Consider the following 25,312-nt stretch of genomic DNA (forward strand, 5'->3'; position numbering starts at 1 on the left):
CTATGCAGGTGGATTTTTACTCGCTGCTTATAACTTCCTTTCTGCCGTTGCTATCGGCGCTTGTTTTATAGCCAAACTCTAGACAGAAAGATATCTACGTCCTGAGCTAAAAGTAGCTTTATAAAACAACCTGAGCGTTACATTAGATAATAAAAGAGCCGATGTTCTCACATCAGCCCTCTATGCCTGAGTAAATGACACGCCTCAGTTAATATTGCTCCTCAGACCATCCATCAGAATCGGACATATCCGGTGCGCCTGGAATACTGTTCTCTTCATCGGCCCATTCACCAAAGTCGATCATTTGGCATTGTTTACTGCAGAATGGACGGTAAGGGCTTTGTTCTCCCCACTCGACGTCTGTACCGCATTTTGGGCAAGGTACGATGGTAATTTTGGACATGAGATTATCTCTGAAAATGTTGAACTCTGGTCGAGTATAGCGCTATCTCAGTTAGCTACATACTGCCAGACGGAATTGAATGTTATCAACGGAAGCTTGTCCTGAAGCAAAGTTGATGAATTTAATCGCAAAACGGTTTTTATGGCCGGAAATCATAGGGAACACACCGTATTGCATTGGAATTTCGAGGCGTAGAATATTGGCATCCTCTGCATCACTTTGGTAGAAACCAGCGGCGGCTTCTTGTGGTTGGAAGTGGCCTGTTTCACGAGTTAGGCGCAACCAAAGTTTGAGTGCATCTGTCAGGGGCTGAAGTGTATCCAGCCAGAGGTTGGTGTCTCTGGTTTTCTGCTCTACAGGTAAGTGAAGCCAATGGTGCAGAGCTGGTAGGTCAAAGCAGCATGATCCGCCGGGTAAGTTGAACCTTTGACGTATAGCACTGAGAAAACGATCTTCTTTCAGGCTTTGACCAAAACGTTCTGCAGCCATCAACTTACTGTGCACATTATCGACTTCAGCCAGGATGTTACTTAGCATGTCCTGATCGACCCCCTCGACATCAAGCCATGAGCGATAGGTTAAGCGCTGTTTCTCAATGTCTTTAGCCAGTTCACTTTTTAACTGTATTTGTTCGAAGATTTCTAATAGATCAAACAAGGAACGAAAGAACAACAAGTGCTGCATGTCATCACTAAATTGAGAAGAAACACTTAACTGGTTCAGCAAAGCTTCAACGCGTAAATATATGCGAGTTTTCTCATTTAATGGATGTTCAAAAAAGTGCGTTGTCATTACATGCGGCCTTAGATTCTTCTTCCTTTATTCTCACCGATTTTCCCTACATATTTCTAGGTACTTTTGATGTAATTCTGTGATTTGAGGCAAAAGTTCTTGGTTTGTTGCATTATTTTTAATCACATCATCTGCGATCGCCAGCCGTTGTGTACGACTAGTTTGCGCAGCTAAGATTGACTCCACTTGCTCCAGTGGAACACCGTCTCTTTCCACTGTTCTCCGCATTTGGGTTTGTTTGTCTACATCAACTACCAAGACTCTATCTGCCAAGCTTTGCAGGTTGTTTTCGACCATTAACGGAATCACCAACAAACCGTAGGGTGATGTAACCTTAGCGATATCAGCCTGCATTTTTTCGCGAATCATGGGGTGAAGCAATCCATTGATCCAAGCTTTTTCCTCTTCATTAGCAAAGATGACTTCTCTAAGCTTAGCTCGGTTTAATGTTCCGTCATGTAATAAGATACCTGACCCCCAACGCTCCTCAATGGCTTTTAAGCCTTCACTTCCGGGTTCAACCACTTCCCTAGCCACGACATCAGCGTCAACAATCTCAATGCCAAATTGGCTTTGAAAAAGGTTGGCTACGGTGGTTTTTCCACTGGCAATGCCGCCAGTCAATCCGACAACAAAAGGCATATTAGATCCCCAAGATTTGTGTGAAGTACCAATTTATGATGTTCTCTCCCCACATGGCACTGACCCATCCCGCAATAGCGAGATAAGGGCCGAATGGAAAAGCTTTATCTATACCTTGCTTTTGTAGTCGCAGTTGAATAATGCCAAAGACTAGGCCCACTAATGAGGAAAGTAACACGATAACAGGCAAGTACTGCCAACCTAACCAAGCGCCTAGTGCGGCAAGAAGTTTGAAATCTCCATAGCCCATGCCTTCTTTACCAGTGAGTAACTTGAAGCCCCAGTAGACAGACCATAAACATAAATAACCCGCCATAGCCCCAATAACAGAATCTTGCAGGGAAACCGGGCTGAAGTCTAATAAGGCAAGAGCAATACCTGACCAAATGAGCGGAAAGGTAAGCTGGTCTGGCAGCAGCATGGTATCAAAATCAATGAATGTTGCCGCAATCAGGACGAAGGTAAAAAATAGCAGGGCGATGGCAAAAGCGCTCAGTTCAAACTGATAAGCAATAGCAAAGCTCATTGCACCTGACAGCAACTCAACCAACGGATAGCGAGGGCTAATTTTGGCCTGACAGGCACGACATTTACCACGCAAAAGTAGCCAGCTAATAACCGGGATATTGTCGAGATTACGGATTTGCGTTTTACAGCTTGGGCAGGTGGAGCGAGGAATACTGAGGTTATAGGTACCGTGTGGAGGAGCGATACCGTATTCTGGGAAGCTTTCAGCACACTCGTGTCGCCACTCTCGCTCCATCATTTGTGGTAAACGGTGGATTACTACGTTGAGAAAACTGCCAATGATCAGGCCAAAAATAGTGGCAAGTGTGGGAAACAACCACGGGTAATAGTTAAACAGATCCATAAATGATTCAGCTGGTTGTGCACGTCGTATTTGAGTTATGGCGGATATACTATCCCATAATGTTCATTAAGTTAAAGATAGGCAGATACATAGCGATCACCAAACTTCCCACCAACCCGCCAAGTAGCAGGATGAGCATGGGCTCGATAGCTTTGCCCAGATTCTCGATGACAGACTCAACCTCTGCTTCATATTGATTGGCGATTTGGTTGAGCATCTTGTCAAGTTGACCGGATTCTTCCCCTATCATGATCATTTGCAATAGAAGCTCGGGAATGTTGCCTGACCGACGCATCGCCGCATTCAATGCAACTCCAGTGCTTACCTGCTGTGTGACTTGTTCGATGATTCGCTGATAGTGACGGTTATCAGTGGTACGTGCCGCGATATTTAAGCTTGAAATGATGGGTAATCCAGAGTTCAGGCTAATAGCAAGCGTATGACTGAAGCGAGCTAACGAAGCTTTCACTAGTACATTGCCAACAATCGGTAAGTGGGTTTTGATCTCATCAAGCCAAAAGCGAAAGCGACTCGAACAGCGATAACCAAGCGTAATGCTCAGGGCTGCGAGAAGAATGCCTGTCGTGAGATGGATGCTGTGATGTTGCGTTGTCTGAGATAAAGCCAGCACTTGCTGAGTGAACCAAGGCAGCTGTGCCCCGTATCCGCCAAACATGCTCTCAAATTCAGGAATAACTTGGGTGAGCATTAAGAATGCGACAATTAACGCCGTCATGACCACTATGCTGGGGTATATAGCAGCACGCAGAACTTTGGCCTTGAGCTGTTCTGACTTTTCTCGATAGCTCGCAATCCGTTCCAGAGATTCGGAAAGGCGACCTGTCTGTTCTCCCACTCGAACAATATCTAGGTAAAGACAATCAAAATATCGAGATGATTGCTTGAGCGACTGCGAAACAGATTGACCAGACTGGAGTTGTTGCTGAATAAGCCACAGGACGGATTTCATTTCAGCGCAATGAGTGTTTTTCGCAATCAGTTTGAGCGATGTAGTAATGTTCAAGCCGGACATCAGCATAGTTGACCATTGACGAGTGAATCGGGTTATGTCACTGGCTTTTATGCGGTGATTCATTCGCTGATAGCTGGAAGGAGAACGATGATTAATGAGACGTACTTGAACGTTGCGCTCATTAAGTTGGTCAATCACCTGCGCCTCACATATTGCCAGCATTTTCCCTCTAACTCGAACACCTGATGTGTTGATACCTTGCCATTTATACAGTCTCAATTTGGCTTTGAAATGAGAGTCTTCGGCTTTCATACGGGTTACTAAATTAGCACTCGCTGCAGTTCTGCCTGGCTAGTGATACCTTGGGACAGCTTTTCTAAGCCCGAATGCGGTAATGTTTGCATGCCTTGTTGTATCGCTAAGTCCTCAATCTGGTGAGCTGTGGCGTCGTCGTTAATAGCTTGCGCAATTTCAGGTGTCACTGTGAGTACTTCATAAATACCAGTTCGTCCTGAGTAGCCTTGGTTGCAGTCCTGACAACCTTCAGAAGAAGCCTCATATTGACCTGTCTGGACTTTTGTAGGGCGCTTGCATTGAGGGCATAGGCATCTGATCAAACGCTGAGCAATGATGAGGCTAAGAGAAGCAGCAAGGTTGAAAGCTTCTATTCCCATATTCTGAAGGCGAAGAATAGCTTCTGCTGCTGAGTTGGTATGGAGTGTTGAAAGGACTAAATGGCCTGTTTGAGCCGCTTTGGTGGCTATCTCGGCGGTTTCTCGATCGCGGATTTCCCCCACCATAACCACATCGGGGTCCTGACGTAGAAAGGCTCTGAGTGCGTGAGCGAAATCAAAGCCGATTTGAGGTTGAATTTGCACCTGATTGATTCCAGTTAGGTGAATCTCTACGGGATCTTCTGCCGTCGCGATGTTGATCTCATTCTGATTGATGATGTTAAGTCCACTGTATAAAGACAGAGTCTTACCGCTTCCCGTAGGGCCTGTTATTAGAATTAGTCCCTGAGGCTTGCTCAGCGCCTGACGATAGCTTTCGCTTTGAATGTGATTGTAGCCAAGGCTGCTTAAGTCAAAGCTGGTCATTCTGTTGTCGAGCAATCGAAGGACAACTTTTTCACCCCATATGGTAGGCAGAGTCGATACACGTATGTCGATAGAATCAGTTCGAGTCACATTGAGAGTGATACGACCATCTTGCGGGAGTCTGCGCTCGGCGATGTCCAGTTTAGCGAGGATTTTGAGTCTGGCGGTTAACCTTTGGCATAGGTGCTGAGGAGGTCGCTGCACTTCAACAAGCAAGCCATCACAACGAAACCGGACGCGAAACCATGATTCATGAGGTTCAAAATGGATATCAGAAGCTTGCTTACGTACGGCATCCAGCAGTATCTGCTGGATATAGCGACTGATTGGCGAGCTATCGTGATTGAGATCCTCACTGTCTATTAATTCATGTTCTTCAGCTTCGACTAATTGTTCAAGGTCTAGGACGCTAACCTCTTTGTAGCCTAAAGATTCACTGGCGCTTTGAGCTCCATATAGGTTGTTTATCGCACGGGCTAAAGTCGGTAACTCGGCCAATACGAGTTTGATTGCTAGGCCAGTTGCAAAACGAAATTCTTGTTCTATCTCGGAAATGGAAGGATCGGCGAGCGCTAGAGTAAGATGTTGTCGCTCTACTTCTAGTGGCAGTGCCGTGTGGCTGCGAATTAAGTCGCCAATGCCGAGCTGCTCGCAACAAGTTCGATAATCGAAGTCATCTAACGACACGATGGGGAGAGCATAGAGCTCACTGATAGCTGCTGTCAGCTGTTTGGATGTCAGGTCACTAATCTCTAGCAGAGCAGAATACGCCTCAATTTGTCGGGTTTCTGTAGCTGATATTGCTTGCAGGGCTTGTTCTTCAGTAATTTTATTGGCTTTTTTCAGCAAGAAGGGCAGTTCACTCATGGCTAGTGACTCGGGCACCAGTTTTGGCTGTCTGTACCGCTGCAACTGACAGTCCACGATAGCCCGCTGTTGGAAGCATCAGGAGTCAGACTTACGCTGGCGTTACTCGGCAGTGATCCTTTCGCTCCAGACAACGCGGCTTTGATGATGCTGATAGCTCCGCTTGCCTGAGCTGAAACGTAGAAACCGTTGAAATTTTGCTGAGAGGGTATGCCGTTACTGCCCGAAGTGCAGCTAGCGGCTAAAGCATTATTTGACAAGCATATCCCCACAGCTGTCTTCATTGAAGAAGTGGCACTTAGCATATCGCTTGCGTGGGCACGCATGGTGTAGTTTTGGTAGGCAGGTACGGCAAAAGCAGACAATATGCCGATGATCGCTACAACGATCATTAGCTCTATCAGGGTAAATCCTCGTGGTGTATTGACTCTGGATAAAGTCATGTTGCTCTCCAACGCTGTTCGATTTGAGTCGCTGAAGAGTAATTGTTAGAGAAAGATTGAGAATACTTTGGTGAAGTGGGGAGTCGAGTAGGTAAGTGGTGATTAGTTAGTATTTCACATGCGAGTTTCACGTGAAGTCGATCTGAGACACTTTTGGCTCGGGAGAGGTACGGCTTTCAAAACGAAAAAAGAGAGGCATCGCCTCCCTTTTTCTCTAATTCATTGGACTATTTAAAGCGCATCGACAAGTCCATGGCTTTGACGTGCTTGGTGAGAGCGCCAACAGAAATGTAGTCGACCCCCGTTTCAGCGTATTCACGCAGGGTTTCTAGAGTGACATTACCTGAGTTTTCTAGCGCAGCGCGACCAGCATTAATTCTTACCGCTTCACGCATCATGTCGGTAGTGAAGTTATCAAGCATGATGATGTCAGCACCGGCCTCAATGGCCTCAGTCAGTTCTTCTAGGCTTTCTGTTTCAACTTCAACAGGTTTACCCGGATTCAACTGCTTAGCGTTCTTAATCGTTTGAGCGATGCCGCCGTTGGCAATAATGTGATTTTCTTTAATTAGATAGGCATCGAAAACACCGATACGGTGATTGAAACCACCACCACATGCAACAGCGTACTTTAGTGCGCTACGTAGGCCTGGGATGGTTTTACGGGTATCCAGCAGTCGACAATTTGTGCCTTCGAGGTGCTTTGCGTACTCTGCAGTAATAGTGGCACAACCTGATAGGGTTTGGATAAAGTTCATCGCATTACGTTCGCCGGTTAGTAACGCGCGTGAAGGACCAGAAAGGTGACAAAGTACCTGATTAGGTTCAACTGCATCGCCATCTTGCACGTGCCATTCAATCTTTACTTCACCACCCAGTTGCTTGAACACCTCATCAGCCCATGCTTGACCACAAAATACGCCGTGTTCACGGGTAATGATGGTGGCTTCGTTGTGAGCATCAGCGGGGATTAGACTTGCGGTGATATCAGCGGCTGGATCTAAAGTACCACCGAGATCTTCTTTTATGGTTTCGGTAACGGAGCGAGAGATTTCCAGAGGTAAATGCTGCTTCAAATATTCAAGACGTTCTTGGCTATTGTGGGTTTCTTTCATTGCAAATCTAATAGGCAGTTGAACATAAGGTGCGCATGATACGATGACTGCGAGGGAAATTCAGCCATTATTCTGGTATTTCACCATTGAAAGTCTAAAATCAAGAGCTTAGTAAGCAAAAGGAGACAAACATGATTGATGAAAGCGGTTGGTATCAAGGTGCCAGACATGTTCCGTCTCCCTTTTTTGATCAACGAACCGATGTAACGGATATCTCCTTGCTGGTGGTACATAACATCAGCTTGCCACCAGGCCAATTCGGCGGGCCTTACATTGAGCAGTTTTTTACGGGGCAACTGAACGCTGAAGAGCATCCGTTTTTTAAGGTTATTCATCAGATGGGCGTCTCTGCGCATTGTCTGATAAGGCGTAATGGTGAAGTGGTGCAGTTTGTGCCGTTTACAGCAAGAGCGTGGCATGCGGGGGTATCAAGTTTTGCGGGGCGAGAAAAGTGCAACGACTACTCAATTGGTATTGAATTGGAAGGTTGTGATTACATCGCGTATACCGATGAGCAATATCAAGCCCTCAGTGAACTGACCCAATCGATACAACGTCAGTACCCTAAAATCACCTTACCCAGAATCACAGGTCATCAATATATTGCCCCATTGCGCAAAACTGATCCGGGTTTGGTGTTTGATTGGGTGAGGTATCGAAACGCGCTACGTTCTTAGCAATAATAACGAACTTCGTCCTTCGGGAACGAGCTGCAGGAAAACTGGAGTTGAGCCCTCAATCGAAGTGGGCAAGTTTAGTTTATCCAGTTATCCGAAGAGCGAAGTCCGTTCCCGCCTCCCGCTTTTATAGCGTTTCCTGATATTCCACTAAAACTTGTTCAATCCAAGTCGCAATGCGCTCGTCGCTTAACTCATACTGAGAATCTTCGTCTAGAGCGAGGCCGACAAATTGGCTGCCATCTTCCGTCAGCGCCTTTGATGCTTCAAACTCGTAGCTTTCATCGTTTGGCCAGTAGCCAATCAGGTTAGCGCCTGTCTTCTTCAGTTCGTCGTGCAACATGCCCATTGCATCCAGATACCATTCGCCATAGCCTTCTTGATCGCCTAAGCCGAACAATGCGACGGTCTTGCCATTTAGTGATACGCCATCGATTTGATCCCATATCTCATTCCAGTCTTCTTGAATTTCGCCGAAATCCCAAGTTGAAATGCCTAAAATCAGAAAGTCATAATCAGCCATCTCTGCCAGAGGCGTTTCTTTGACATTGCGGATATCCACCAGTTCTTCACCTATGATGGCACGCATTTTCTCCGCTGCCATTTCTGTGTAGCAAGTCGTAGAACCGTAAAACAGACCAATTTTCATCACTTTCTTTTTCATTATTTTGAATCAATAGCGAATTCTAAACACAAAATGGCGAGCTTTGCAGCGAATATCCATATCGAATGGCAATTTTTATGGCTTTATTGCTGCGTGGCACTTACATTGAGCGCATATCATAAAGTTGAGGATTACTGTGTCAGAAGTGATGTCGCCCGATCAGGGGATGGTGGAGCAGTTTCTGGATGCGATGTGGTTGGAGCGAGGGTTGTCGGATAATACGCTGGCATCTTATCGCAATGATCTATCCAAACTACTCCAGTGGATGACTGAAAATAACTACAGGCTCGATTTTATTAGCCTGTCTGGTTTACAGGACTACCAAAGTTGGTTAATGGATCAGGGATACAAGCAGACCTCACGAGCCCGTATGCTGTCTGCAATTCGTCGCTTATTTCAGTATCTGCATCGAGAAAAAGTGCGAGCGGATGATCCTAGTGCTTTATTGGTCAGCCCTAAGTTACCTAAGAGGCTACCCAAAGACCTGAGCGAAGAGCAGGTTGAAGCACTGCTGAATGCGCCGGATCCAAACGATGCGATGGAACTGCGTGATAAAGCCATGTTGGAATTACTCTATGCGACAGGCTTGCGTGTTACCGAATTGGTCAGCTTGACGATGGAAAACGTCAGCCTTCGTCAGGGCGTTGTTCGTGTTACAGGTAAGGGCGGTAAAGAGCGTTTGGTACCAATGGGTGAAAATGCAGTTGATTGGATTGAAACTTTTATCCAACAAGGCAGGTCTGAGTTACTTGGGGAAACTACATCTGATGTCGTCTTTCCGAGTAAACGAGCACGCCAGATGACTCGACAGACATTCTGGTACCGTATTAAGCACTATGCGGTTTTGGCTGGTATCGATACCGAAATGTTATCGCCTCACGTATTGCGCCATGCTTTTGCGACGCACTTGCTCAACTACGGCGCCGACCTGCGCGTAGTGCAGATGTTACTCGGGCACAGCGACTTGTCGACGACACAAATTTATACTCATGTAGCGACAGAACGGCTAAAACAGCTACACAGTGAACATCATCCAAGAGCATAAGGGATTATCTCTTATCATATTAAAAATAAGGTGAATTGAATGAGCGTACTACGCCGAATGACTCTACTTACGTTACCACTGCTTGTGGCAGCACAGGCAGTATCTGCAGCGGAAGTAAAATTTGATAAAGCTCAGCTTGAAGAGCGTTTTGGCAAGCTAGGACTAGAAGTGAAACAAGTCGTTCCTGCAGAGATCGATGGTTTAGTGGAAGTGCAGACTAGTGGCGGAATTCTTTTCGCTTCGCCAGACGGTGAATACTTTTTAGCGGGCACACTTTATAAGCTTGATGGTAATGGTCAGTATGAAGATGTGCTGGCGAAACGTCAGGCACCGATCAATGCGGCTAAAATTGAAACCTTCAAAGACAGCATGATCGAGTTTAAGGCCAAAGACGAGAGATACGTTATCACTGTCTTCACGGATATTACTTGTGGTTACTGTGTTCGTCTTCATAGCCAAATGAAAGACTACAACGACTTGGGTATTACTATTCGTTACATGGCTTACCCACGTCAGGGCGCAACGGGCTCTGTTGCGGATCAAATGGCAACGATTTGGGGTGCGGATGATCCACAAGCTGCCATGCATAACGGCAAGGTAAAACGTGAATTCCCTGAAAAGAGCAAAGATTTCGCCAAGTATCAGGAAATCATCAAAGAGCATTACGCGCTTGGACGTGAGTTAGGTATCAGCGGTACGCCAGCGATTTTCCTACCAAACGGTGAAATGGTTGGTGGCTACTTACCACCAGAGCAGATGCTGCAACGCCTGCAACAAACACAAAAATCGTAACTTAATCTCCAGAGTTACGTTTTGAGCGCCTGACAAGCGATCTTGTGATGAGAATCCTATGTCATGAATTAGGTTGATATAAGATTCTCATCTGTTAACTTGTTCGCTATTCAGGCGTCCTGCCCAAGAACAAGGCTCAATCCAATCTATGATCGAAATCCAACGCCGGCCTGAGGTTGATCTCAGTCTGCTATCCACCGACATTGCTCCACTTCTTAAGCGTATTTATATCTCACGTGGTATCACCAGTGCTCAGCAGTTAGAAACGACGGCTCGTGCCTTGCATTCTTATCAAAAACTGCACGGGATTGACGCCGCGGTCGAGCTGCTATTTGAAGCTATTCAGGGTAATAAACGCATTATCGTTGTCGGAGATTTTGACGCCGATGGGGCAACCAGTTCGGCCTTGTCTGTGATTGCATTACGCATGCTAGGCTCCAATAACGTCGATTATTTGGTGCCGAATCGTTTTGAAGATGGTTATGGTCTTAGCCCTGAAGTTGTTGATCAGGCAATTGAGATTGGCGCTGAAGTGATCATGACGGTCGATAACGGCGTTTCTTCAATTGATGGTGTGCGATACGCCAAAGAGCAGGGGCTTAAAGTATTAGTTACTGACCACCACCTACCGGGCCATGAGCTACCCAACGTCGATGCGATGGTCAACCCAAATCTCGAAGAGTGTGCTTTTCCTTCGAAAGCGTTGGCTGGCGTGGGAGTAGCGTTTTATCTCATGATGGCGTTGTGCGTTCATATGAGAAAGCAGGGATGGTTTGCCGAGCAGGGCATGGCAGAGCCTAAACTGATGGAGCTGATTGATTTGGTTGCTCTTGGTACGGTTGCTGATGTTGTACCTCTGGATGAAAACAATCGTATTCTGGTTCACCAAGGTCTGCAGCGTATCCGTGCTGGCAAAGCAAGACCTGGCATTCAAGCATTGATTGAAGTCGCAAAGCGAGATGCGCGTCGACTAGTCGCTGCCGATTTCGGTTTTGCTCTAGGTCCGCGTATCAACGCCGCTGGCCGTTTGGATGATATGTCGTTTGGCGTTGAGCTTTTGATGGCTAACAACATCCATGCTGCACGTCGTATGGCGAGTGAGCTGGATGGTCTGAATCAAACGCGTAAAGAAATTGAAGAAGGCATGAAGCAGGAAGCGATGGCTTTTTGTGAGCGTCTTCAGTTTGGTGACAAGGATATGCCTCATGGACTGGTGCTTTTTCAGCGTGACTGGCACCAAGGTGTGATTGGCATTTTAGCATCTCGAATCAAAGAGAAGTTTCATCGTCCTGTGATTGCCTTCGCGGATGGTGGAGAAGGGAGCATTAAGGGCTCATGCCGTTCGATTCCAGGCCTGCATATGCGTGACACTCTCGATCGTATTGATACTCAAAATCCCGGCCTGATCCTCAAGTTTGGTGGTCACGCCATGGCTGCAGGCCTGACGATCATGGAAAAAGACTTCGAACGATTTGCTCAGTTGTTTGATGAGGCTGTGAAACAAGAGTTGGACGACGCCGCACTCAAAGGTGTGATTTTGTCTGACGGTGAATTGAAGCCAGAAGAGTTTTCAATGCACATCGCAGAGATGCTTCGTGCTGGTGGACCATGGGGGCAAGCGTTTCCAGAACCCTTGTTTGATGGTGAGTTTAAAGTACTGCATCAGAAGCTGGTGGGAGATAAACACCTTAAGCTGATGCTGGAACCTTTACATAAAGGTCACCCGACCAACATCATGATTGATGGGATTGCTTTTAATGTCGATCTGCGTCGCTGGCCAGATGCGTCAGTGAAAACCGTACGTTTGGCTTACAAGCTTGATATCAACGAGTTCCGAGGTAATCAGTCGTTACAATTGATGATTGACCATATCGAAGCGAAATAAAGACCTAGGCAGCGCTCTGTGAATAACGGGAGCGCTTTGCTGCTCGAAGCGGGAACAGGTTCGTCTTACCGAATGAGAGTTGAGAACGAATTACGCCCTAATGCATTCTAATTTGAAGGGAAGACCGTGCTTTGTCCTTTGAGAGTAAGGTGTCGTAGATTTATCGGAAGTGGCTGACGGCACTTTTCACTAAAGGAATAGAATAATCCCGCATCCCGCATCCCGCATCCCGCATCCCGCATCCCGCATCCCGCAACTTCCCATCTTTTCACGACATATTCCGTTCATATTTTTTTAAAACTGACCAATTAAAGTGTGATTGCTAGCACGATTTATTCCCATCTGTTTACATTTTGTAATTGGTCAGACCAATTTGATTGCTGTTTTAATCAGCTAATGTTATCAAAGTGTTGATGCATGGCTTGTTCTATGATGTGGGTCAATTTTTGACTGGAACTTGCGTTTTAATTATGTTAATTTCGTCGCCAACTTAAAATTGGTAATACCAATTGACTGCAAAGAGTAGAAGAACAACAACTATGGCTTATCAAAGGATTCGTCAGCCAAAACTCTCTGATGTAATTGAACAGGAGTTAGAACGGCTGATTGTGGAAGGAACATTGTCTCCGGGGCAGCAGTTGCCACCAGAGCGCGAACTGGCAAAGCAGTTTGATGTGTCTCGTCCTTCAATCCGTGAAGCAATTCAACGCCTCGAAGCTAAACGTCTTCTTACTCGTCGCCAGGGTGGTGGCACATTTGTTAGCGAGAATATCTGGACGAGTTTTTCAGATCCTCTGCTAAATTTATTGTCTAGCCATTCGGAAACACAGCTGGATTTACTGGAAACGCGCCATGCGATGGAAGGTATCTCTGCTTATTTTGCAGCAGTTCGTGGCACCGATGAGGACTTTGCCCGTATTCAGGCTTGCCTGAAAAACATCAGTGAAGAGCAAACGAAGAAAAATGTTGAAGCGGAAGCGGCTGCAGTCATGCAGTTTTTGATCGCTTTGACTGAAGCGGCGCACAACGTTGTCCTGCTTCATATTGTTCGCAGTTTGGCCCCTTTGCTGGAGCAAAACGTCCTTCAGAATCTTAAGCTCTTACACCGCCGCGATGAAGTGGTGGAAAAAGTAAGTAAACACCGAGCTAATATCGTTGATGCGATCGTTTCTGGTCAGCCAGAAAAGGCGCGTGAAATGTCGCACTCACACTTAGCTTATATTGAAGAAACATTGTTGGATTTGAGTCGTGAAGAGTCTCGCCGTGAGCGATCTTTGCGTCGAATTCAGCAGGGTAACGACTCGTAAGAGCGTTACTTAAATAAGTAGATCCAACCAACAGAAGGATAGATCGCCATGTCTGATATGAAGCATGACGTAGACGCACTGGAAACTCAAGAATGGCTACAAGCCCTTGAGTCAGTTGTACGTGAAGAAGGTGTAGAGCGTGCTCAGTTCCTACTAGAGCAAGTTCTGGACAAAGCACGTCTAGACGGTGTTGACATGCCAACTGGAATCACAACCAACTACATCAACACGATTCCTGCAGATCAAGAACCAGCTTACCCAGGTGACACAACACTTGAGCGCCGTATTCGTTCCATCATCCGCTGGAACGCAATCATGATCGTTCTACGTGCATCTAAGAAAGACCTAGAGCTAGGCGGCCACATGGCGTCTTTCCAGTCTTCTGCTGCATTCTACGAAGTATGTTTCAACCACTTCTTCCGCGCTCCAAACGAGACGGACGGTGGCGATCTAGTGTACTACCAAGGTCATATTTCACCAGGTATCTACTCTCGTGCATTCGTTGAAGGCCGTCTAACTGAAGAGCAGCTAGATAACTTCCGTCAAGAAGTAGACGGTAAAGGTATTCCATCATACCCGCACCCTAAACTGATGCCTGAGTTCTGGCAGTTCCCAACGGTATCTATGGGTCTAGGCCCAATCTCTGCGATCTACCAAGCGCGTTTCCTCAAGTACCTTGACGGTCGTGGTCTGAAAGATACGACAGCTCAACGCGTATACGCGTTCCTAGGTGACGGTGAGATGGATGAGCCAGAATCACGTGGTTCACTGTCTTTCGCAGCGCGTGAGAAGCTAGACAACCTATGTTTCCTAGTTAACTGTAACCTACAGCGTCTAGACGGCCCTGTAATGGGTAACGGTAGCATCATCCAAGAGCTAGAAGGCCTATTCAAAGGTGCTGGCTGGAACGTTGTTAAAGTTATCTGGGGTAGCAACTGGGATGCACTACTTGCTAAAGATACATCTGGCAAGCTTCTACAGCTAATGAACGAAACTGTAGATGGTGACTACCAAACATTTAAATCTAAAGATGGCGCATACGTACGTGAGCACTTCTTTGGTAAATACCCAGAGACAGCTGCACTAGTTGCAGACATGACAGACGACGAAATCTTCGCACTTAAGCGTGGTGGTCACGAGTCTTCTAAACTGTACGCAGCATACAAAAACGCGGCAGAGACTAAAGGTCGTCCAACAGTAATCCTAGCGAAGACTGTTAAAGGCTACGGCATGGGTGAAGCGGCTGAAGGTAAGAACATCGCGCACCAAGTTAAGAAGATGGACATGACTCACGTATTACACCTACGTGATCGTCTAGGTCTTCAAGACATCCTAACTGACGAAGCGGTTAAAGAACTTCCGTACCTGAAACTTGAAGAAGGTTCTGCGGAATACGAATACCTACACGCTCGTCGTAAAGAGCTAAAAGGTTACACGCCACAGCGTCTGCCTAACTTTACTCAAGAATTTAAAGTACCTGAGCTAGAAGAATTCGCGCCGCTACTAAGCGAGCAGAAGCGTGATATCTCTACAACTATGGCTTATGTACGTACGCTTAACATCCTGCTTAAGAACAAGAACATTGGTAAGAACATCGTTCCTATCATCTGTGACGAAGCACGTACGTTTGGTATGGAAGGCCTATTCCGTCAGATCGGTATCTACAACCCGCACGGTCAGGAATACACGCCAGAAGATAAAGGCATCGTTTCTTACTACAAAGAAGCGACATCTGGTCAGGTTCTACAAGAAGGTATCAACGAGCTAGGCTCAATGGCTTCTTGGGTTGCTGCTGCGACATCTTACAGCACCAACGATCTGCCAATGATTCCATTCTACATCTACTACTCAATGTTTGGTTTCCAACGTGTAGGCGATATGGCATGGATGGCGGGTGACCAACAAGCTCGTGGCTTCCTACTAGGTGCTACTGCTGGTCGTACAACGCTAAACGGTGAAGGTCTACAGCACGAAGACGGTCACTCACACATCATGGCGAACACAGTTCCTAACTGTATCTCTTACGACCCAACATTCGCGTACGAAGTTGCGGTAATCATGCAAGACGGTATCCGTCGCATGTACGGTGAGAACCAAGAGAACGTGTTCTACTACCTAACGGTAATGAACGAAAACTACGCAATGCCAGCAATGCCAGAAGGCGCTGAAGAAGGCATCCGTAAGGGTATCTACAAGCTTGAGTCTTACGCAGGTGACAAGTCTAAAGTTCAGCTAATGGGCTCTGGTACTATCATGAACGAAGTACGTAAAGCAGCGACTATCCTAAGCGAAGAGTACGGCATCGCGTCTGACGTGTTCTCTGTAACGTCATTCAACGAACTGACTCGCGACGGCCAAGCGGTAGAGCGTGACAACATGCTACACCCAGAAGCTGACGCAAAAGTGCCTTACATCGCAGAAGTGATGGGCAGCGAGCCAGCAATCGCAGCGACTGACTACATGAAGAACTACGCAGAACAAGTTCGTGCGTTCATGCCTTCTGAGTCTTACAAAGTACTGGGTACTGATGGCTTTGGTCGTTCAGACAGCCGAGAGAACCTACGTCGTCACTTCGAAGTGAACGCAGGTTACGTTGTTGTAGCAGCGCTAAGTGAACTGGCTAAGCGTGGTGATGTTGAGAAGTCAGTAGTCGTTGAAGCGATTGCTAAATTTGACATCGACACTGAAAAAACTAACCCGCTATACGCTTAATTGAGAAGGTAAATAAGAAATGGCAATCGAAATTAATGTACCAGACATCGGTGCGGATGAGGTTGAAGTTACTGAAATTCTTGTAAGCGTTGGCGACAAGGTTGAAGAAGAGCAGTCTCTGATCACAGTTGAAGGCGATAAAGCTTCTATGGAAGTTCCTGCATCTCAAGCGGGTATCGTTAAAGAAATCAAAGTTGCTGAAGGCGACTCAGTTTCTACTGGTTCTCTAATCATGATTTTCGAAGCCGAGGGTGCAGCTGACGCTGCACCTGCTACGGCAGAGGCTGCACCAGCAGCGGCTCCAGCTCCAGCAGCTGCGGCCCCTTCTGTTGCAAGTGAACTGAAAGAAGTTCACGTACCAGACATCGGTGGCGATGAAGTTGAAGTCACTGAAATCATGGTTGCAGTTGGCGACAGCATCGAAGAAGAGCAATCTCTAATCACTGTAGAAGGCGATAAAGCATCTATGGAAGTACCTGCACCATTTGCTGGTACGCTGAAAGAGATCAAAATTGCAGCAGGCGATAAAGTATCGACTGGCTCACTTATCATGGTATTCGAAACAGCAGGCTCTGGCGCTCCAGCGGCACCTGTTGCAGCAGAAGCTCCAGTAGCAGCGGCTCCAGCGGCGTCTGCAGCGAAAGAAGTGAACGTTCCAGATATCGGTGGCGATGAAGTTGAAGTGACTGAAATCATGGTTGCAGTTGGCGATACAGTGGAAGAAGAGCAATCTCTAATCACTGTTGAAGGCGACAAAGCTTCAATGGAAGTTCCAGCACCATTTGCGGGTACGGTTAAAGAAATCAAGATTGCAGCTGGCGACAAAGTGTCTACTGGCTCTCTAATCATGGTCTTTGAAGTGGCGGGTGCTGCACCTGCTCCTGCAGCGGCTCCAGCTCAAGCGGCGGCACCTGCAGCAGCTCCTAAAGCAGAAGCACCAGCGGCAGCAGCTCCAGCAACGACTGGCGATTTCCAAGAGAACAACGAGTACGCACATGCATCTCCAGTTGTTCGTCGTCTAGCGCGTGAGTTTGGCGTTAACCTGTCTAAAGTTAAAGGTTCTGGCCGTAAGAGCCGCATCCTGAAAGAAGACGTTCAAGCCTACGTGAAGGATGCGCTTAAGCGCCTTGAGTCTGGCGCAGGTGCAGCAGCATCTGGCAAAGGCGACGGCGCAGCGCTTGGTCTACTACCTTGGCCAAAAGTTGACTTCAGCAAGTTTGGTGAGACTGAAGTTCAGAAGCTTTCTAAGATCAAGAAGATCTCAGGTGCAAACCTACACCGTAACTGGGTGATGATTCCTCACGTTACACAGTGGGACAATGCTGATATCACAGAGCTAGAAGCGTTCCGTAAAGAGCAGAACGCTATCGAAGCGAAGAAAGACACTGGCATGAAGATCACACCACTTGTGTTCATCATGAAAGCTGCTGCTAAAGCGCTTGAAGCGTTCCCTGCGTTCAACTCTTCTCTGTCTGAAGATGGCGAAAGCATCATTCTGAAGAAATACGTGAACATCGGTATTGCAGTAGATACGCCAAACGGTCTGGTTGTTCCTGTCTTTAAAGACGTGAACAAGAAAGGCATCTACGAGCTATCTGAAGAGCTAATGGCTGTTTCTAAGAAAGCACGTGCAGGTAAGCTAACTGCGGCTGACATGCAAGGTGGCTGTTTCACTATCTCAAGCCTAGGTGGTATCGGCGGTACTGCGTTCACGCCAATCGTAAACGCACCAGAAGTCGGTATCCTTGGCGTGTCTAAGTCTGAAATGAAACCTGTTTGGAACGGTAAAGAGTTCGAACCTCGCCTACAGCTTCCACTGTCTCTATCATACGACCACCGTGTGATCGATGGTGCTGAAGGTGCGCGCTTTATTACCTTCCTAAACGGTGCGCTATCAGACATCCGTCGTCTGGTTCTTTAATTGAATTGAGATGATTGAGAGGCGGCCTTTTTAGCCGCCTCTGTTAATAGAAACATCTGACGATTGAGTGAAGGAGAACGTTTTCCTTACTGAATTGTTGGCTAGCTCACAGGCTAAATGGAATTGCTTTTCACACCATTAACATCTCTGTAAACTGTTGGCGGTCTGAAAATAACTGTTTAAAACCAACCACTCTTAAACAAAAGAATCAATACCCACTCAGCCTGTTAGGGATAATGACTACAAGAGGTCAAAATGAGCAAAGAAATTAAAGCCCAAGTTGTTGTACTTGGTTCTGGTCCTGCTGGTTACTCCGCTGCCTTCCGTTGTGCAGACTTAGGTCTTGAGACTGTAATTATCGAGCGCTACACCACTCTTGGCGGTGTATGTCTAAACGTGGGTTGTATCCCATCTAAAGCACTTCTTCACGTATCTAAAGTTATTGAAGAAGCGAAAGCTATGGCAGATCACGGCGTTGTATTCGGTGAGCCGCAAACTGACATCAACAAAATTCGTATCTGGAAAGAGAAAGTTGTTAACCAACTGACTGGCGGTCTTAGCGGTATGGCTAAGATGCGTAACGTGACGGTTGTTAACGGTTACGGTAAATTCACTGGTCCTAACTCTATCCTTGTAGAAGGCGAAGGTGAAACAACAACTGTAAACTTCGATAACGCTATCGTTGCTGCAGGTTCTCGTCCTATTAAACTGCCATTCATCCCGCATGAAGACCCACGTATTTGGGACTCTACAGATGCACTAGAGCTGAAAGAAGTTCCTGGAAAACTACTTATCATGGGCGGTGGTATCATCGGTCTAGAAATGGGTACAGTTTACCAGTCGCTAGGTTCTAAAGTTGACGTTGTTGAGATGTTTGACCAGGTTATCCCTGCGGCAGATAAAGATATCGTTAAAGTTTACACTAAGCGTGTGAAGAACAAGTTCAACCTAATGCTAGAAACGAAAGTGACAGCAGTTGAAGCGAAAGAAGACGGTATCTACGTGTCAATGGAAGGCAAGAAAGCACCTGCAGAAGCAGAGCGCTATGATGCGGTTCTAGTGGCTATCGGCCGCGTACCAAACGGTAAGCTTATCGACGGCGAGAAAGCAGGTCTAGAAATTGATGAGCGTGGCTTCATCAATGTAGACAAGCAGCTTCGTACAAACGTACCTCATATCTTTGCTATCGGTGACATCGTTGGTCAACCAATGCTTGCTCACAAAGGTGTGCATGAAGGCCACGTTGCTGCTGAAGTTATTGCTGGTAAGAAGCACTACTTCGATCCTAAAGTTATTCCTTCAATTGCTTACACTGAGCCAGAAGTGGCATGGGTTGGTAAGACTGAGAAAGAAGCGAAGGAAGAAGGCATCAAGTACGAAGTGGCGACTTTCCCTTGGGCTGCATCAGGCCGTGCAATCGCATCTGACTGTGCTGACGGTATGACTAAGCTTATCTTCGACAAAGAGACTCACCGTGTAATTGGTGGTGCTATCGTTGGTACTAACGGTGGTGAACTACTAGGTGAAATCGGCCTGGCTATCGAGATGGGTTGTGATGCAGAAGATATCGCGCTGACTATCCACGCTCACCCAACTCTACATGAGTCTGTCGGCCTAGCTGCTGAAGTATTCGAAGGTTCTATCACTGACCTTCCAAACAAAAAAGCAGTTAAAAAGAAAAAATAATTTCTCTGAAGACTGAATAACAAAAGCCGCTGAGTAATCAGCGGCTTTTTTCATTTTAGGTTTTTTGCAGACACAAAAAAGCCGGGTGAACCCGGCTTTACGATGACACTGGTTAATCTACTTGTAGATGCAAAGCATATCTAGGTAGCTTTGTGTCAGGCGGTTTACAGACTCATCATCTTGAGTACGGTTAGCCTGCACAAACAGTGAGTAGCAGATGCCGTGGAATAGTGTCGCTAGGTCTGCTGGGTCGTGATCATCACATACTTCACCGCGCTCGATTGCTTTGATAAACATGTTCTGAACTAGAAGCTGGTTGGTACGGTTTGTCGTAACAAACAGTGGCCATACTTCATCACGTGTCGATGCACTCCACTCGAACCAAACTTTAAGCCAGTGGCAGTCGTTGACAACAAGGTCAACCATTGCCGAAGTTAGGTTGCGTAGGTTTTCTTTTGCATGAATATCAAGATCGATATTATCTGATAGGAAGTTTGAGAACTGACGAACTACGTAGTTAAGTACATCATCAACCAAGTCTTCGCGGGTTGGGAAGTAGTTAAAAACAGTAGCAACAGAAACCTGAGCGATTTCTGCAATGTCAGCATGACCACCGCGACCAATACCACGACGAGCAAACACCTCTAATGCGATTTCCATCAGTTGTTGTTTACGTTTTTGTGGTGAAAGACGCGTACGCGGTCTCTTAGCTATAGAATCCATAGTTATATTTCCTTGCCAATTGAGTTGTATATGTGGGCTTTTGCCCTAATTAGTATTTTATTATTGCTTTCGCAGTAATGAGTGTAATGGTGCATATGAATTAGGTCAACGATTTCAGTTCATTTAATAATCATTTTTATTAATACCGTGCTAATGATCATGTAGTTGCATATGTTTATTGCAGCCTTTAATCAAGCAAACGTTTCTCCTGCTGCATAGTGGTGTTAAACTACGCGCTTAAAATCATCTGGCGGTATATAAACTAGTATTTAGTGAGTATTCGCTAATGCAGAAAATGAGATTGGTATGAAACATACAGTAGAAGTAATGATTTCTGAGCAAGAAGTTCAGGAACGCGTAAGTGAATTAGGTAAAGAGATTACCGCTCACTACCAAGGCAGCGAAGATTTGGTGCTGGTTGGCCTGCTACGTGGCTCATTTGTCTTTATGGCAGACTTGGCTCGAAAGATTGAATTGACTCACCAAGTTGATTTCATGACTGCTTCTAGTTACGGCAATACGATGGAAAGCTCGCGAGATGTGCGCATTCTGAAAGATCTGGATGATGACATCAAAGGCAAAGATGTGCTGATCATTGAAGACATCATTGATACGGGCAACACGTTAAATAAAATCAAAGAGATCCTGACTCTGCGTGAACCTAAGTCAATTGCGATTTGTACTCTGCTTGATAAGCCGTCTCGTCGTGAGGTGGAAGTTCCAGTCGATTGGGTTGGCTTTGCTATCCCAGATGAGTTTGTTGTTGGTGTGGGTATTGATTACGCGCAGAAATACCGTCACCTACCTTACATTGGTAAAGTGGTTCCTCAGGAATAAATGGAAGCCATCTAATACGAATGTAAAAAGACCCGTCTTGTGCGGGTCTTTTGTTATCTAACCTAGTACAGGTGAAGATAGGATTTTATCTAAGGCTTCCTGATGACTGCTTTCTAACGTTTCTCTACTTGAGCAGCGTACACCTAAATCTTGCAGCTTGCCATTGCCGATACCGTAAACAACTCCGTGGATTTGAATCTCCTGGCCGCGTTCCCATGCTCCTTGCAAAATTGTTGAGTTGCCAAGGTTGTATACCTGTTCAGCAACGTTAATTTCGCACAGTTTGTCGCCCCACTGCTCACGTGGCAACGACTCGATTTCTGTTTTGTATTTAAGGTAGTTATCGCGAATGTGCAGCAGCCAGTTATTGATCAACCCTAACTGAGGGTTGTCGATTGCTGCGTTTACTCCTCCACAGCCATAGTGGCCGCAGATGATGATGTGTTTTACTTTCAGTACATCCACTGCATACTGAACGACAGATAAACAGTTCAGATCCGTATGGACAACTTGGTTTGCGACATTTCGGTGAACGAATAGCTCGCCTGAATACAGGCCGGTTAGGCGCTCAGCAGGCACTCGGCTGTCAGAGCAACCGATCCAAAGGAATCCAGGGTTCTGGCCTTCTTCAAGTTTTGCAAAGTACTCTGGTCGTTCAGCCTTAATGGATTCAGACCACTTTGAGTTATTTTCAAAAAGCTGTTTTATTTCCGGCATCTTACAATCAATCCTTAACAATTCTTTCGCTACTATACACAATGTTACAATTTCGTTCCTGTCAAAACTGTGTAAAAAAGTACTCATCTGACGTGTTCTATCGTTAAAAACCATAAACTTAGTAGCGAACCTAACAAAGAGTTATAACGTGTGCCTGTTGGAACTAGAATGGCACTAACTTTGACCTAGGGTATTTGCTAGAATTTAATTTTCGATGGTGTTTCTCAGAAGATGGCGTCAATGTTTGCCCAAATTAACCACTTTTGGTGGGGTTATTCGGAAGGCCGTCTATTTTATGAGTAGCTCTCATTACCGAGTATCAAAGTAGCATTAATTAAGCAGTGGGGCTGAATTGTGTTTGGAAGTCGTTTTGAAGATATCAATATAAAAGGGGATGTCTTTGGTGGTGTCACCACCGCGATCATTTCTCTGCCATTGGCATTGGCGTTTGGTGTTGCCTCTGGTGCTGGCGCTGAAGCTGGCTTATGGGGCGCTATCTTGGTCGGATTGTTTGCCTCTTTATTTGGTGGTTCCAATTCGCTGATTTCCGAGCCTACAGGTCCAATGACGGTGATAATGACAGCCGTCCTTACCAGTATGATGGCCAAATATCCTGAGACAGGGATGGCGATGACGTTCACGGTTGTGATGATGGCCGGTGCGTTTCAAATATTACTTGGAACATTGAAGCTCGGAAAGTATGTTACCTTGATGCCGTATAGCGTGATTTCTGGCTTTATGTCAGGAATCGGCGTCATCCTGATTATCCTACAGCTATCGCCACTACTTGGTCATGCTGCTCCTTCAGGTGGTGTATTAGGAACCTTATCCGCTCTCCCTGACACCGTTGCCAACATGAAGTTTAGCGAGCTATTTCTTGGCCTGCTGACCTTAGGGATCTTGTTCTTCTTCCCGAAAAAATACCGTAAATACGTTCCGGCTCAACTAGTGGCATTAATTACCGTTACTTTGCTATCCGTTATTATCTTTGATACTGAGGCGATCCGCCGCATTGGCGAGATACCTGCAGGTTTGCCGTCACTAGTGATTCCGCATATCGATGCTTCGATGTTTACCGAGATGGTTATTGATGCGCTAGTGTTGGGAACACTTGGGTGTATTGATACTCTGTTGACCGCCGTTATCGGAGATTCACTGACGCGTAAAGAGCATAACTCGGATAAAGAACTGCGTGGTCAAGGCTTGGCAAATATGATCTCTGGCCTTTTTGGTGCACTGCCGGGTGCTGGTGCAACCATGGGGACTGTAACTAACATTCAGGTCGGCGCTCGTTCCCCTCTGTCTGGTGTGATTCGTGCGTTAATGCTAGCGCTGGTGGTGTTGGTCGCTGGTGGCCTAACAGAGCCTATTCCAATGGCAGTTTTGGCTGGTATTGCTGTTTACGTTGGCTTCAACATCCTAGACTGGAGTTTCATCCAGCGCGCGCACAAAGTCAGCTTTGCCGGTATGGCTATTATGTATGGTGTGATGCTGCTGACGGTGTTTGTCGACCTGATTGTGGCGGTTGGACTTGGGGTCTTCATTTCAAACATCATTATCATTGAGCGTTTGAGCCGTGAGCAAGCGCGTCAGGTCAAAGCCATCAGTGATGCTGACGAAGATGACGTCCCTCTTACGGATAGTGAACGAGGCTTACTGGATAGAGCGAATGATAAAGTGCTGTTCTTCTATTTGTCTGGGCCGATGATTTTTAGCGTTTCAAAAGCGATCTCACGCCAGCATAGCAGTATTTCCGATTATGAAGTGATGATACTCGACCTGACGGATGTGCCTATGATTGATGTAACTGTCGGACTAGCGCTGGAAAATGCGATTAAAGATGCTCTTGAAGCGAATTGCCAAGTTTATCTTCTGTGTCCAAATGAAAGCACTCGTCAGCAATTAGAAAAATTCCATGTTATTGATTTAGTCCCTGAAGAAAACACCTACAGGTTCCGCTACGAGGCTCTCAAAGCGGCGTTGAAACACGTCGAGAGCGATGAGCATCAGTTTCAAGCTGTTTAAACTGATGAATACCTACCCACGCCGCTGACTCTCAGCGGCGTTTTTGCAACAAGGTTACAGCACTTCATATTTCCAAATAAATCGAATCGTGTAATTGTATTCATCGTTATTCAACGATAAACTGAATTACATTCGCGGCGCTCTAACGGCATACGCACGTTACCCACATCCGCACAAAACCAACAATTACACTGAAAACTATGTACGCATTAGAAATTGAACAACTCCGCAAAACCTATGCGGGGGGATTTGAGGCTCTGAAGGGTATTAGCCTCAATGTCGCCAAAGGCGACTTTTATGCCTTATTGGGGCCTAATGGTGCCGGTAAGTCTACGACCATTGGGGTGATCTCCTCTCTGGTCAACAAAACGTCTGGTAAGGTCAAAGTGTTTGGTTACGACATTGATCAGAACTTGGAGCTGGCCAAGCAGAATTTAGGTTTAGTACCTCAGGAGTTCAACTTCAATCAGTTTGAAACGGTTGAACAAATCGTGCTACAGCAGGCAGGGTACTATGGCGTATCCCGCACTTTGGCGAAACGAAGAGCCGAAAAGTATTTAACCAAGCTCGATTTGTGGGAAAAACGTAACGAACGTGCACGAAACTTATCTGGCGGAATGAAGCGTCGCCTGATGATCGCTCGTGCTTTGGTCCACGAGCCTAAGTTGTTGATTCTGGATGAGCCGACTGCTGGAGTCGACATTGAACTGCGTCGTTCTATGTGGGAGTTTCTTAAGGAAATTAACCAAGAAGGCATCACGATTATTTTGACGACTCATTACCTTGAAGAAGCTGAAATGCTATGTCGCAACATAGGTATCATCAGTAAAGGTGAGCTGATAGAAAACACCACAATGAAAGCATTGTTGAACAAACTTCATGTGGAAACCTTCATTCTTGATTTGGAAGATGGAGTGGAAGTGCCTCCTCTGAAAGGCGTGAACAGCCAGAGTGTCGTCAACGGTTCACTGGAAATTGAAATCGAGAAGAGTGAAGGGCTCAATGCCATTTTTAGTCAATTGACGGAGCAGGGCATCAAAGTGCTGTCGATGCGTAATAAGGCCAATCGATTAGAAGAGCTGTTTGTGAATATTGTCCGCGAAGGAGGCCAGTAA

22 protein-coding genes are annotated in these 25,312 nt (G+C 46.2%); 11 read left to right on the top strand and 11 right to left on the bottom strand.

Features of this window, described 5'->3' with window-relative positions; genetic code table 11:
• Nucleotides 1-208: 208 nt before the first annotated feature.
• The 8 genes from yacG to nadC form a co-directional block, all read right to left on the bottom strand.
• Nucleotides 209-403, bottom strand: coding sequence for a DNA gyrase inhibitor YacG (gene yacG, locus IX95_RS19420; RefSeq protein ID WP_019277521.1), 195 nt, complete (start codon nt 401-403; stop codon nt 209-211).
• Nucleotides 404-454: 51 nt separating this feature from the next.
• Complete coding sequence (gene zapD / locus IX95_RS19425; RefSeq protein ID WP_006958141.1) at nt 455-1,195, bottom strand: cell division protein ZapD; 741 nt, start codon at nt 1,193-1,195, stop codon at nt 455-457.
• A 33-nt stretch (nt 1,196-1,228) separates the two neighbouring features.
• Nucleotides 1,229-1,837 (bottom strand): dephospho-CoA kinase, encoded by a 609-nt coding sequence (gene coaE, locus IX95_RS19430; protein ID WP_038163302.1) that lies wholly within the window; start codon nt 1,835-1,837, stop codon nt 1,229-1,231.
• Nucleotide 1,838: 1 nt separating this feature from the next.
• On the bottom strand, nt 1,839-2,708 hold the full coding sequence (locus IX95_RS19435; protein ID WP_006958139.1) for a prepilin peptidase: 870 nt from the start codon (nt 2,706-2,708) through the stop codon (nt 1,839-1,841).
• Between the two features lie 49 nt (nt 2,709-2,757).
• Entirely contained in the window at nt 2,758-3,993 is a 1,236-nt protein-coding gene (locus IX95_RS19440) for a type II secretion system F family protein (protein WP_038163303.1), read from the bottom strand.
• Between the two features lie 8 nt (nt 3,994-4,001).
• On the bottom strand, nt 4,002-5,648 hold the full coding sequence (gene pilB, locus IX95_RS19445; RefSeq protein ID WP_038163304.1) for a type IV-A pilus assembly ATPase PilB: 1,647 nt from the start codon (nt 5,646-5,648) through the stop codon (nt 4,002-4,004).
• 2 nt (nt 5,649-5,650) lie between these two features.
• The gene (locus tag IX95_RS19450; protein WP_038163306.1) at nt 5,651-6,091 is read right to left on the bottom strand and encodes a pilin; all 441 of its coding nucleotides are present in this window, start codon (nt 6,089-6,091) and stop codon (nt 5,651-5,653) included.
• 227 nt (nt 6,092-6,318) lie between these two features.
• Complete coding sequence (nadC, locus tag IX95_RS19455; protein WP_038163308.1) at nt 6,319-7,206, bottom strand: carboxylating nicotinate-nucleotide diphosphorylase; 888 nt, start codon at nt 7,204-7,206, stop codon at nt 6,319-6,321.
• A gap of 131 nt (nt 7,207-7,337) precedes the next feature.
• On the opposite strand from nadC, the gene ampD reads away from it, so the two are divergent.
• The gene (gene ampD / locus IX95_RS19460) at nt 7,338-7,883 is read left to right on the top strand and encodes a 1,6-anhydro-N-acetylmuramyl-L-alanine amidase AmpD (protein ID WP_006958131.1); all 546 of its coding nucleotides are present in this window, start codon (nt 7,338-7,340) and stop codon (nt 7,881-7,883) included.
• A gap of 127 nt (nt 7,884-8,010) precedes the next feature.
• Here ampD and fldB read toward each other — a convergent pair whose 3' ends face one another.
• Complete coding sequence (fldB, locus tag IX95_RS19465) at nt 8,011-8,532, bottom strand: flavodoxin FldB (RefSeq protein WP_038163561.1); 522 nt, start codon at nt 8,530-8,532, stop codon at nt 8,011-8,013.
• Between the two features lie 163 nt (nt 8,533-8,695).
• Here fldB and xerD point away from each other — a divergent pair, with 163 nt between their 5' ends.
• The 7 genes from xerD (at nt 8,696) to lpdA (ending at nt 19,895) form a co-directional block, all read left to right on the top strand.
• The gene (xerD, locus tag IX95_RS19470) at nt 8,696-9,592 is read left to right on the top strand and encodes a site-specific tyrosine recombinase XerD (RefSeq protein WP_081885467.1); all 897 of its coding nucleotides are present in this window, start codon (nt 8,696-8,698) and stop codon (nt 9,590-9,592) included.
• A 39-nt stretch (nt 9,593-9,631) separates the two neighbouring features.
• Nucleotides 9,632-10,384: a thioredoxin fold domain-containing protein gene (locus IX95_RS19475; protein WP_038163315.1), complete on the top strand. Its 753-nt coding sequence runs from the start codon at nt 9,632-9,634 to the stop codon at nt 10,382-10,384.
• 148 nt (nt 10,385-10,532) lie between these two features.
• A complete protein-coding gene (gene recJ, locus IX95_RS19480) occupies nt 10,533-12,269 on the top strand; it encodes a single-stranded-DNA-specific exonuclease RecJ (protein ID WP_006958127.1) in 1,737 nt (578 codons plus the stop codon).
• Nucleotides 12,270-12,808: 539 nt separating this feature from the next.
• A complete protein-coding gene (gene pdhR / locus IX95_RS19485) occupies nt 12,809-13,576 on the top strand; it encodes a pyruvate dehydrogenase complex transcriptional repressor PdhR (RefSeq protein WP_006958126.1) in 768 nt (255 codons plus the stop codon).
• Between the two features lie 48 nt (nt 13,577-13,624).
• Nucleotides 13,625-16,288, top strand: a complete 2,664-nt coding sequence (aceE, locus tag IX95_RS19490; protein ID WP_021457056.1) for a pyruvate dehydrogenase (acetyl-transferring), homodimeric type — start codon at nt 13,625-13,627, stop codon at nt 16,286-16,288.
• Nucleotides 16,289-16,307: 19 nt separating this feature from the next.
• Complete coding sequence (gene aceF, locus IX95_RS19495) at nt 16,308-18,209, top strand: pyruvate dehydrogenase complex dihydrolipoyllysine-residue acetyltransferase (RefSeq protein WP_038163316.1); 1,902 nt, start codon at nt 16,308-16,310, stop codon at nt 18,207-18,209.
• 255 nt (nt 18,210-18,464) lie between these two features.
• The gene (lpdA, locus tag IX95_RS19500; protein WP_038163319.1) at nt 18,465-19,895 is read left to right on the top strand and encodes a dihydrolipoyl dehydrogenase; all 1,431 of its coding nucleotides are present in this window, start codon (nt 18,465-18,467) and stop codon (nt 19,893-19,895) included.
• 117 nt (nt 19,896-20,012) lie between these two features.
• On the opposite strand, the gene IX95_RS19505 is transcribed toward lpdA, so the two are convergent.
• A complete protein-coding gene (locus tag IX95_RS19505; protein WP_006958122.1) occupies nt 20,013-20,618 on the bottom strand; it encodes a LuxR/HapR/OpaR family quorum-sensing transcriptional regulator in 606 nt (201 codons plus the stop codon).
• Nucleotides 20,619-20,924: 306 nt separating this feature from the next.
• Between IX95_RS19505 and hpt the strand changes: the two genes are divergently transcribed.
• Complete coding sequence (hpt, locus tag IX95_RS19510; protein WP_006958121.1) at nt 20,925-21,455, top strand: hypoxanthine phosphoribosyltransferase; 531 nt, start codon at nt 20,925-20,927, stop codon at nt 21,453-21,455.
• 57 nt (nt 21,456-21,512) lie between these two features.
• On the opposite strand, the gene can is transcribed toward hpt, so the two are convergent.
• Nucleotides 21,513-22,172 (bottom strand): carbonate dehydratase, encoded by a 660-nt coding sequence (gene can, locus IX95_RS19515; RefSeq protein ID WP_006958120.1) that lies wholly within the window; start codon nt 22,170-22,172, stop codon nt 21,513-21,515.
• Between the two features lie 354 nt (nt 22,173-22,526).
• On the opposite strand from can, the gene IX95_RS19520 reads away from it, so the two are divergent.
• Both IX95_RS19520 and IX95_RS19525 read left to right on the top strand, forming a co-directional pair.
• Nucleotides 22,527-24,197, top strand: coding sequence for a SulP family inorganic anion transporter (locus tag IX95_RS19520; protein ID WP_021457058.1), 1,671 nt, complete (start codon nt 22,527-22,529; stop codon nt 24,195-24,197).
• Between the two features lie 200 nt (nt 24,198-24,397).
• Entirely contained in the window at nt 24,398-25,312 is a 915-nt protein-coding gene (locus tag IX95_RS19525; RefSeq protein ID WP_038163321.1) for an ABC transporter ATP-binding protein, read from the top strand.

The sequence above is a fragment of the Vibrio sp. B183 genome (genome assembly GCF_000740665.1).
Taxonomy (GTDB): Bacteria; Pseudomonadota; Gammaproteobacteria; order Enterobacterales; family Vibrionaceae; genus Vibrio; species Vibrio coralliilyticus.

Excerpts from the sequence above, each read along its gene's own strand:
- xerD (WP_081885467.1), top strand. The coding sequence starts at position 8,696 with ATGTCGCCCGATCAGGGGATGGTGGAGCAGTTTCTGGATGCGATGTGG.
- IX95_RS19505 (WP_006958122.1), bottom strand. The coding sequence starts at position 20,618 with ATGGATTCTATAGCTAAGAGACCGCGTACGCGTCTTTCACCACAAAAA.
- ampD (WP_006958131.1), top strand. The coding sequence starts at position 7,338 with ATGATTGATGAAAGCGGTTGGTATCAAGGTGCCAGACATGTTCCGTCT.
- IX95_RS19525 (WP_038163321.1), top strand. The coding sequence starts at position 24,398 with ATGTACGCATTAGAAATTGAACAACTCCGCAAAACCTATGCGGGGGGA.
- aceE (WP_021457056.1), top strand. The coding sequence starts at position 13,625 with ATGTCTGATATGAAGCATGACGTAGACGCACTGGAAACTCAAGAATGG.
- recJ (WP_006958127.1), top strand. The coding sequence starts at position 10,533 with ATGATCGAAATCCAACGCCGGCCTGAGGTTGATCTCAGTCTGCTATCC.
- nadC (WP_038163308.1), bottom strand. The coding sequence starts at position 7,206 with ATGAAAGAAACCCACAATAGCCAAGAACGTCTTGAATATTTGAAGCAG.
- hpt (WP_006958121.1), top strand. The coding sequence starts at position 20,925 with ATGAAACATACAGTAGAAGTAATGATTTCTGAGCAAGAAGTTCAGGAA.
- IX95_RS19435 (WP_006958139.1), bottom strand. The coding sequence starts at position 2,708 with ATGGATCTGTTTAACTATTACCCGTGGTTGTTTCCCACACTTGCCACT.
- zapD (WP_006958141.1), bottom strand. The coding sequence starts at position 1,195 with ATGACAACGCACTTTTTTGAACATCCATTAAATGAGAAAACTCGCATA.
- fldB (WP_038163561.1), bottom strand. The coding sequence starts at position 8,532 with ATGAAAATTGGTCTGTTTTACGGTTCTACGACTTGCTACACAGAAATG.
- pdhR (WP_006958126.1), top strand. The coding sequence starts at position 12,809 with ATGGCTTATCAAAGGATTCGTCAGCCAAAACTCTCTGATGTAATTGAA.
- IX95_RS19475 (WP_038163315.1), top strand. The coding sequence starts at position 9,632 with ATGAGCGTACTACGCCGAATGACTCTACTTACGTTACCACTGCTTGTG.
- coaE (WP_038163302.1), bottom strand. The coding sequence starts at position 1,837 with ATGCCTTTTGTTGTCGGATTGACTGGCGGCATTGCCAGTGGAAAAACC.
- IX95_RS19450 (WP_038163306.1), bottom strand. The coding sequence starts at position 6,091 with ATGACTTTATCCAGAGTCAATACACCACGAGGATTTACCCTGATAGAG.
- pilB (WP_038163304.1), bottom strand. The coding sequence starts at position 5,648 with ATGAGTGAACTGCCCTTCTTGCTGAAAAAAGCCAATAAAATTACTGAA.
- aceF (WP_038163316.1), top strand. The coding sequence starts at position 16,308 with ATGGCAATCGAAATTAATGTACCAGACATCGGTGCGGATGAGGTTGAA.
- yacG (WP_019277521.1), bottom strand. The coding sequence starts at position 403 with ATGTCCAAAATTACCATCGTACCTTGCCCAAAATGCGGTACAGACGTC.
- lpdA (WP_038163319.1), top strand. The coding sequence starts at position 18,465 with ATGAGCAAAGAAATTAAAGCCCAAGTTGTTGTACTTGGTTCTGGTCCT.
- can (WP_006958120.1), bottom strand. The coding sequence starts at position 22,172 with ATGCCGGAAATAAAACAGCTTTTTGAAAATAACTCAAAGTGGTCTGAA.
- IX95_RS19440 (WP_038163303.1), bottom strand. The coding sequence starts at position 3,993 with ATGAAAGCCGAAGACTCTCATTTCAAAGCCAAATTGAGACTGTATAAA.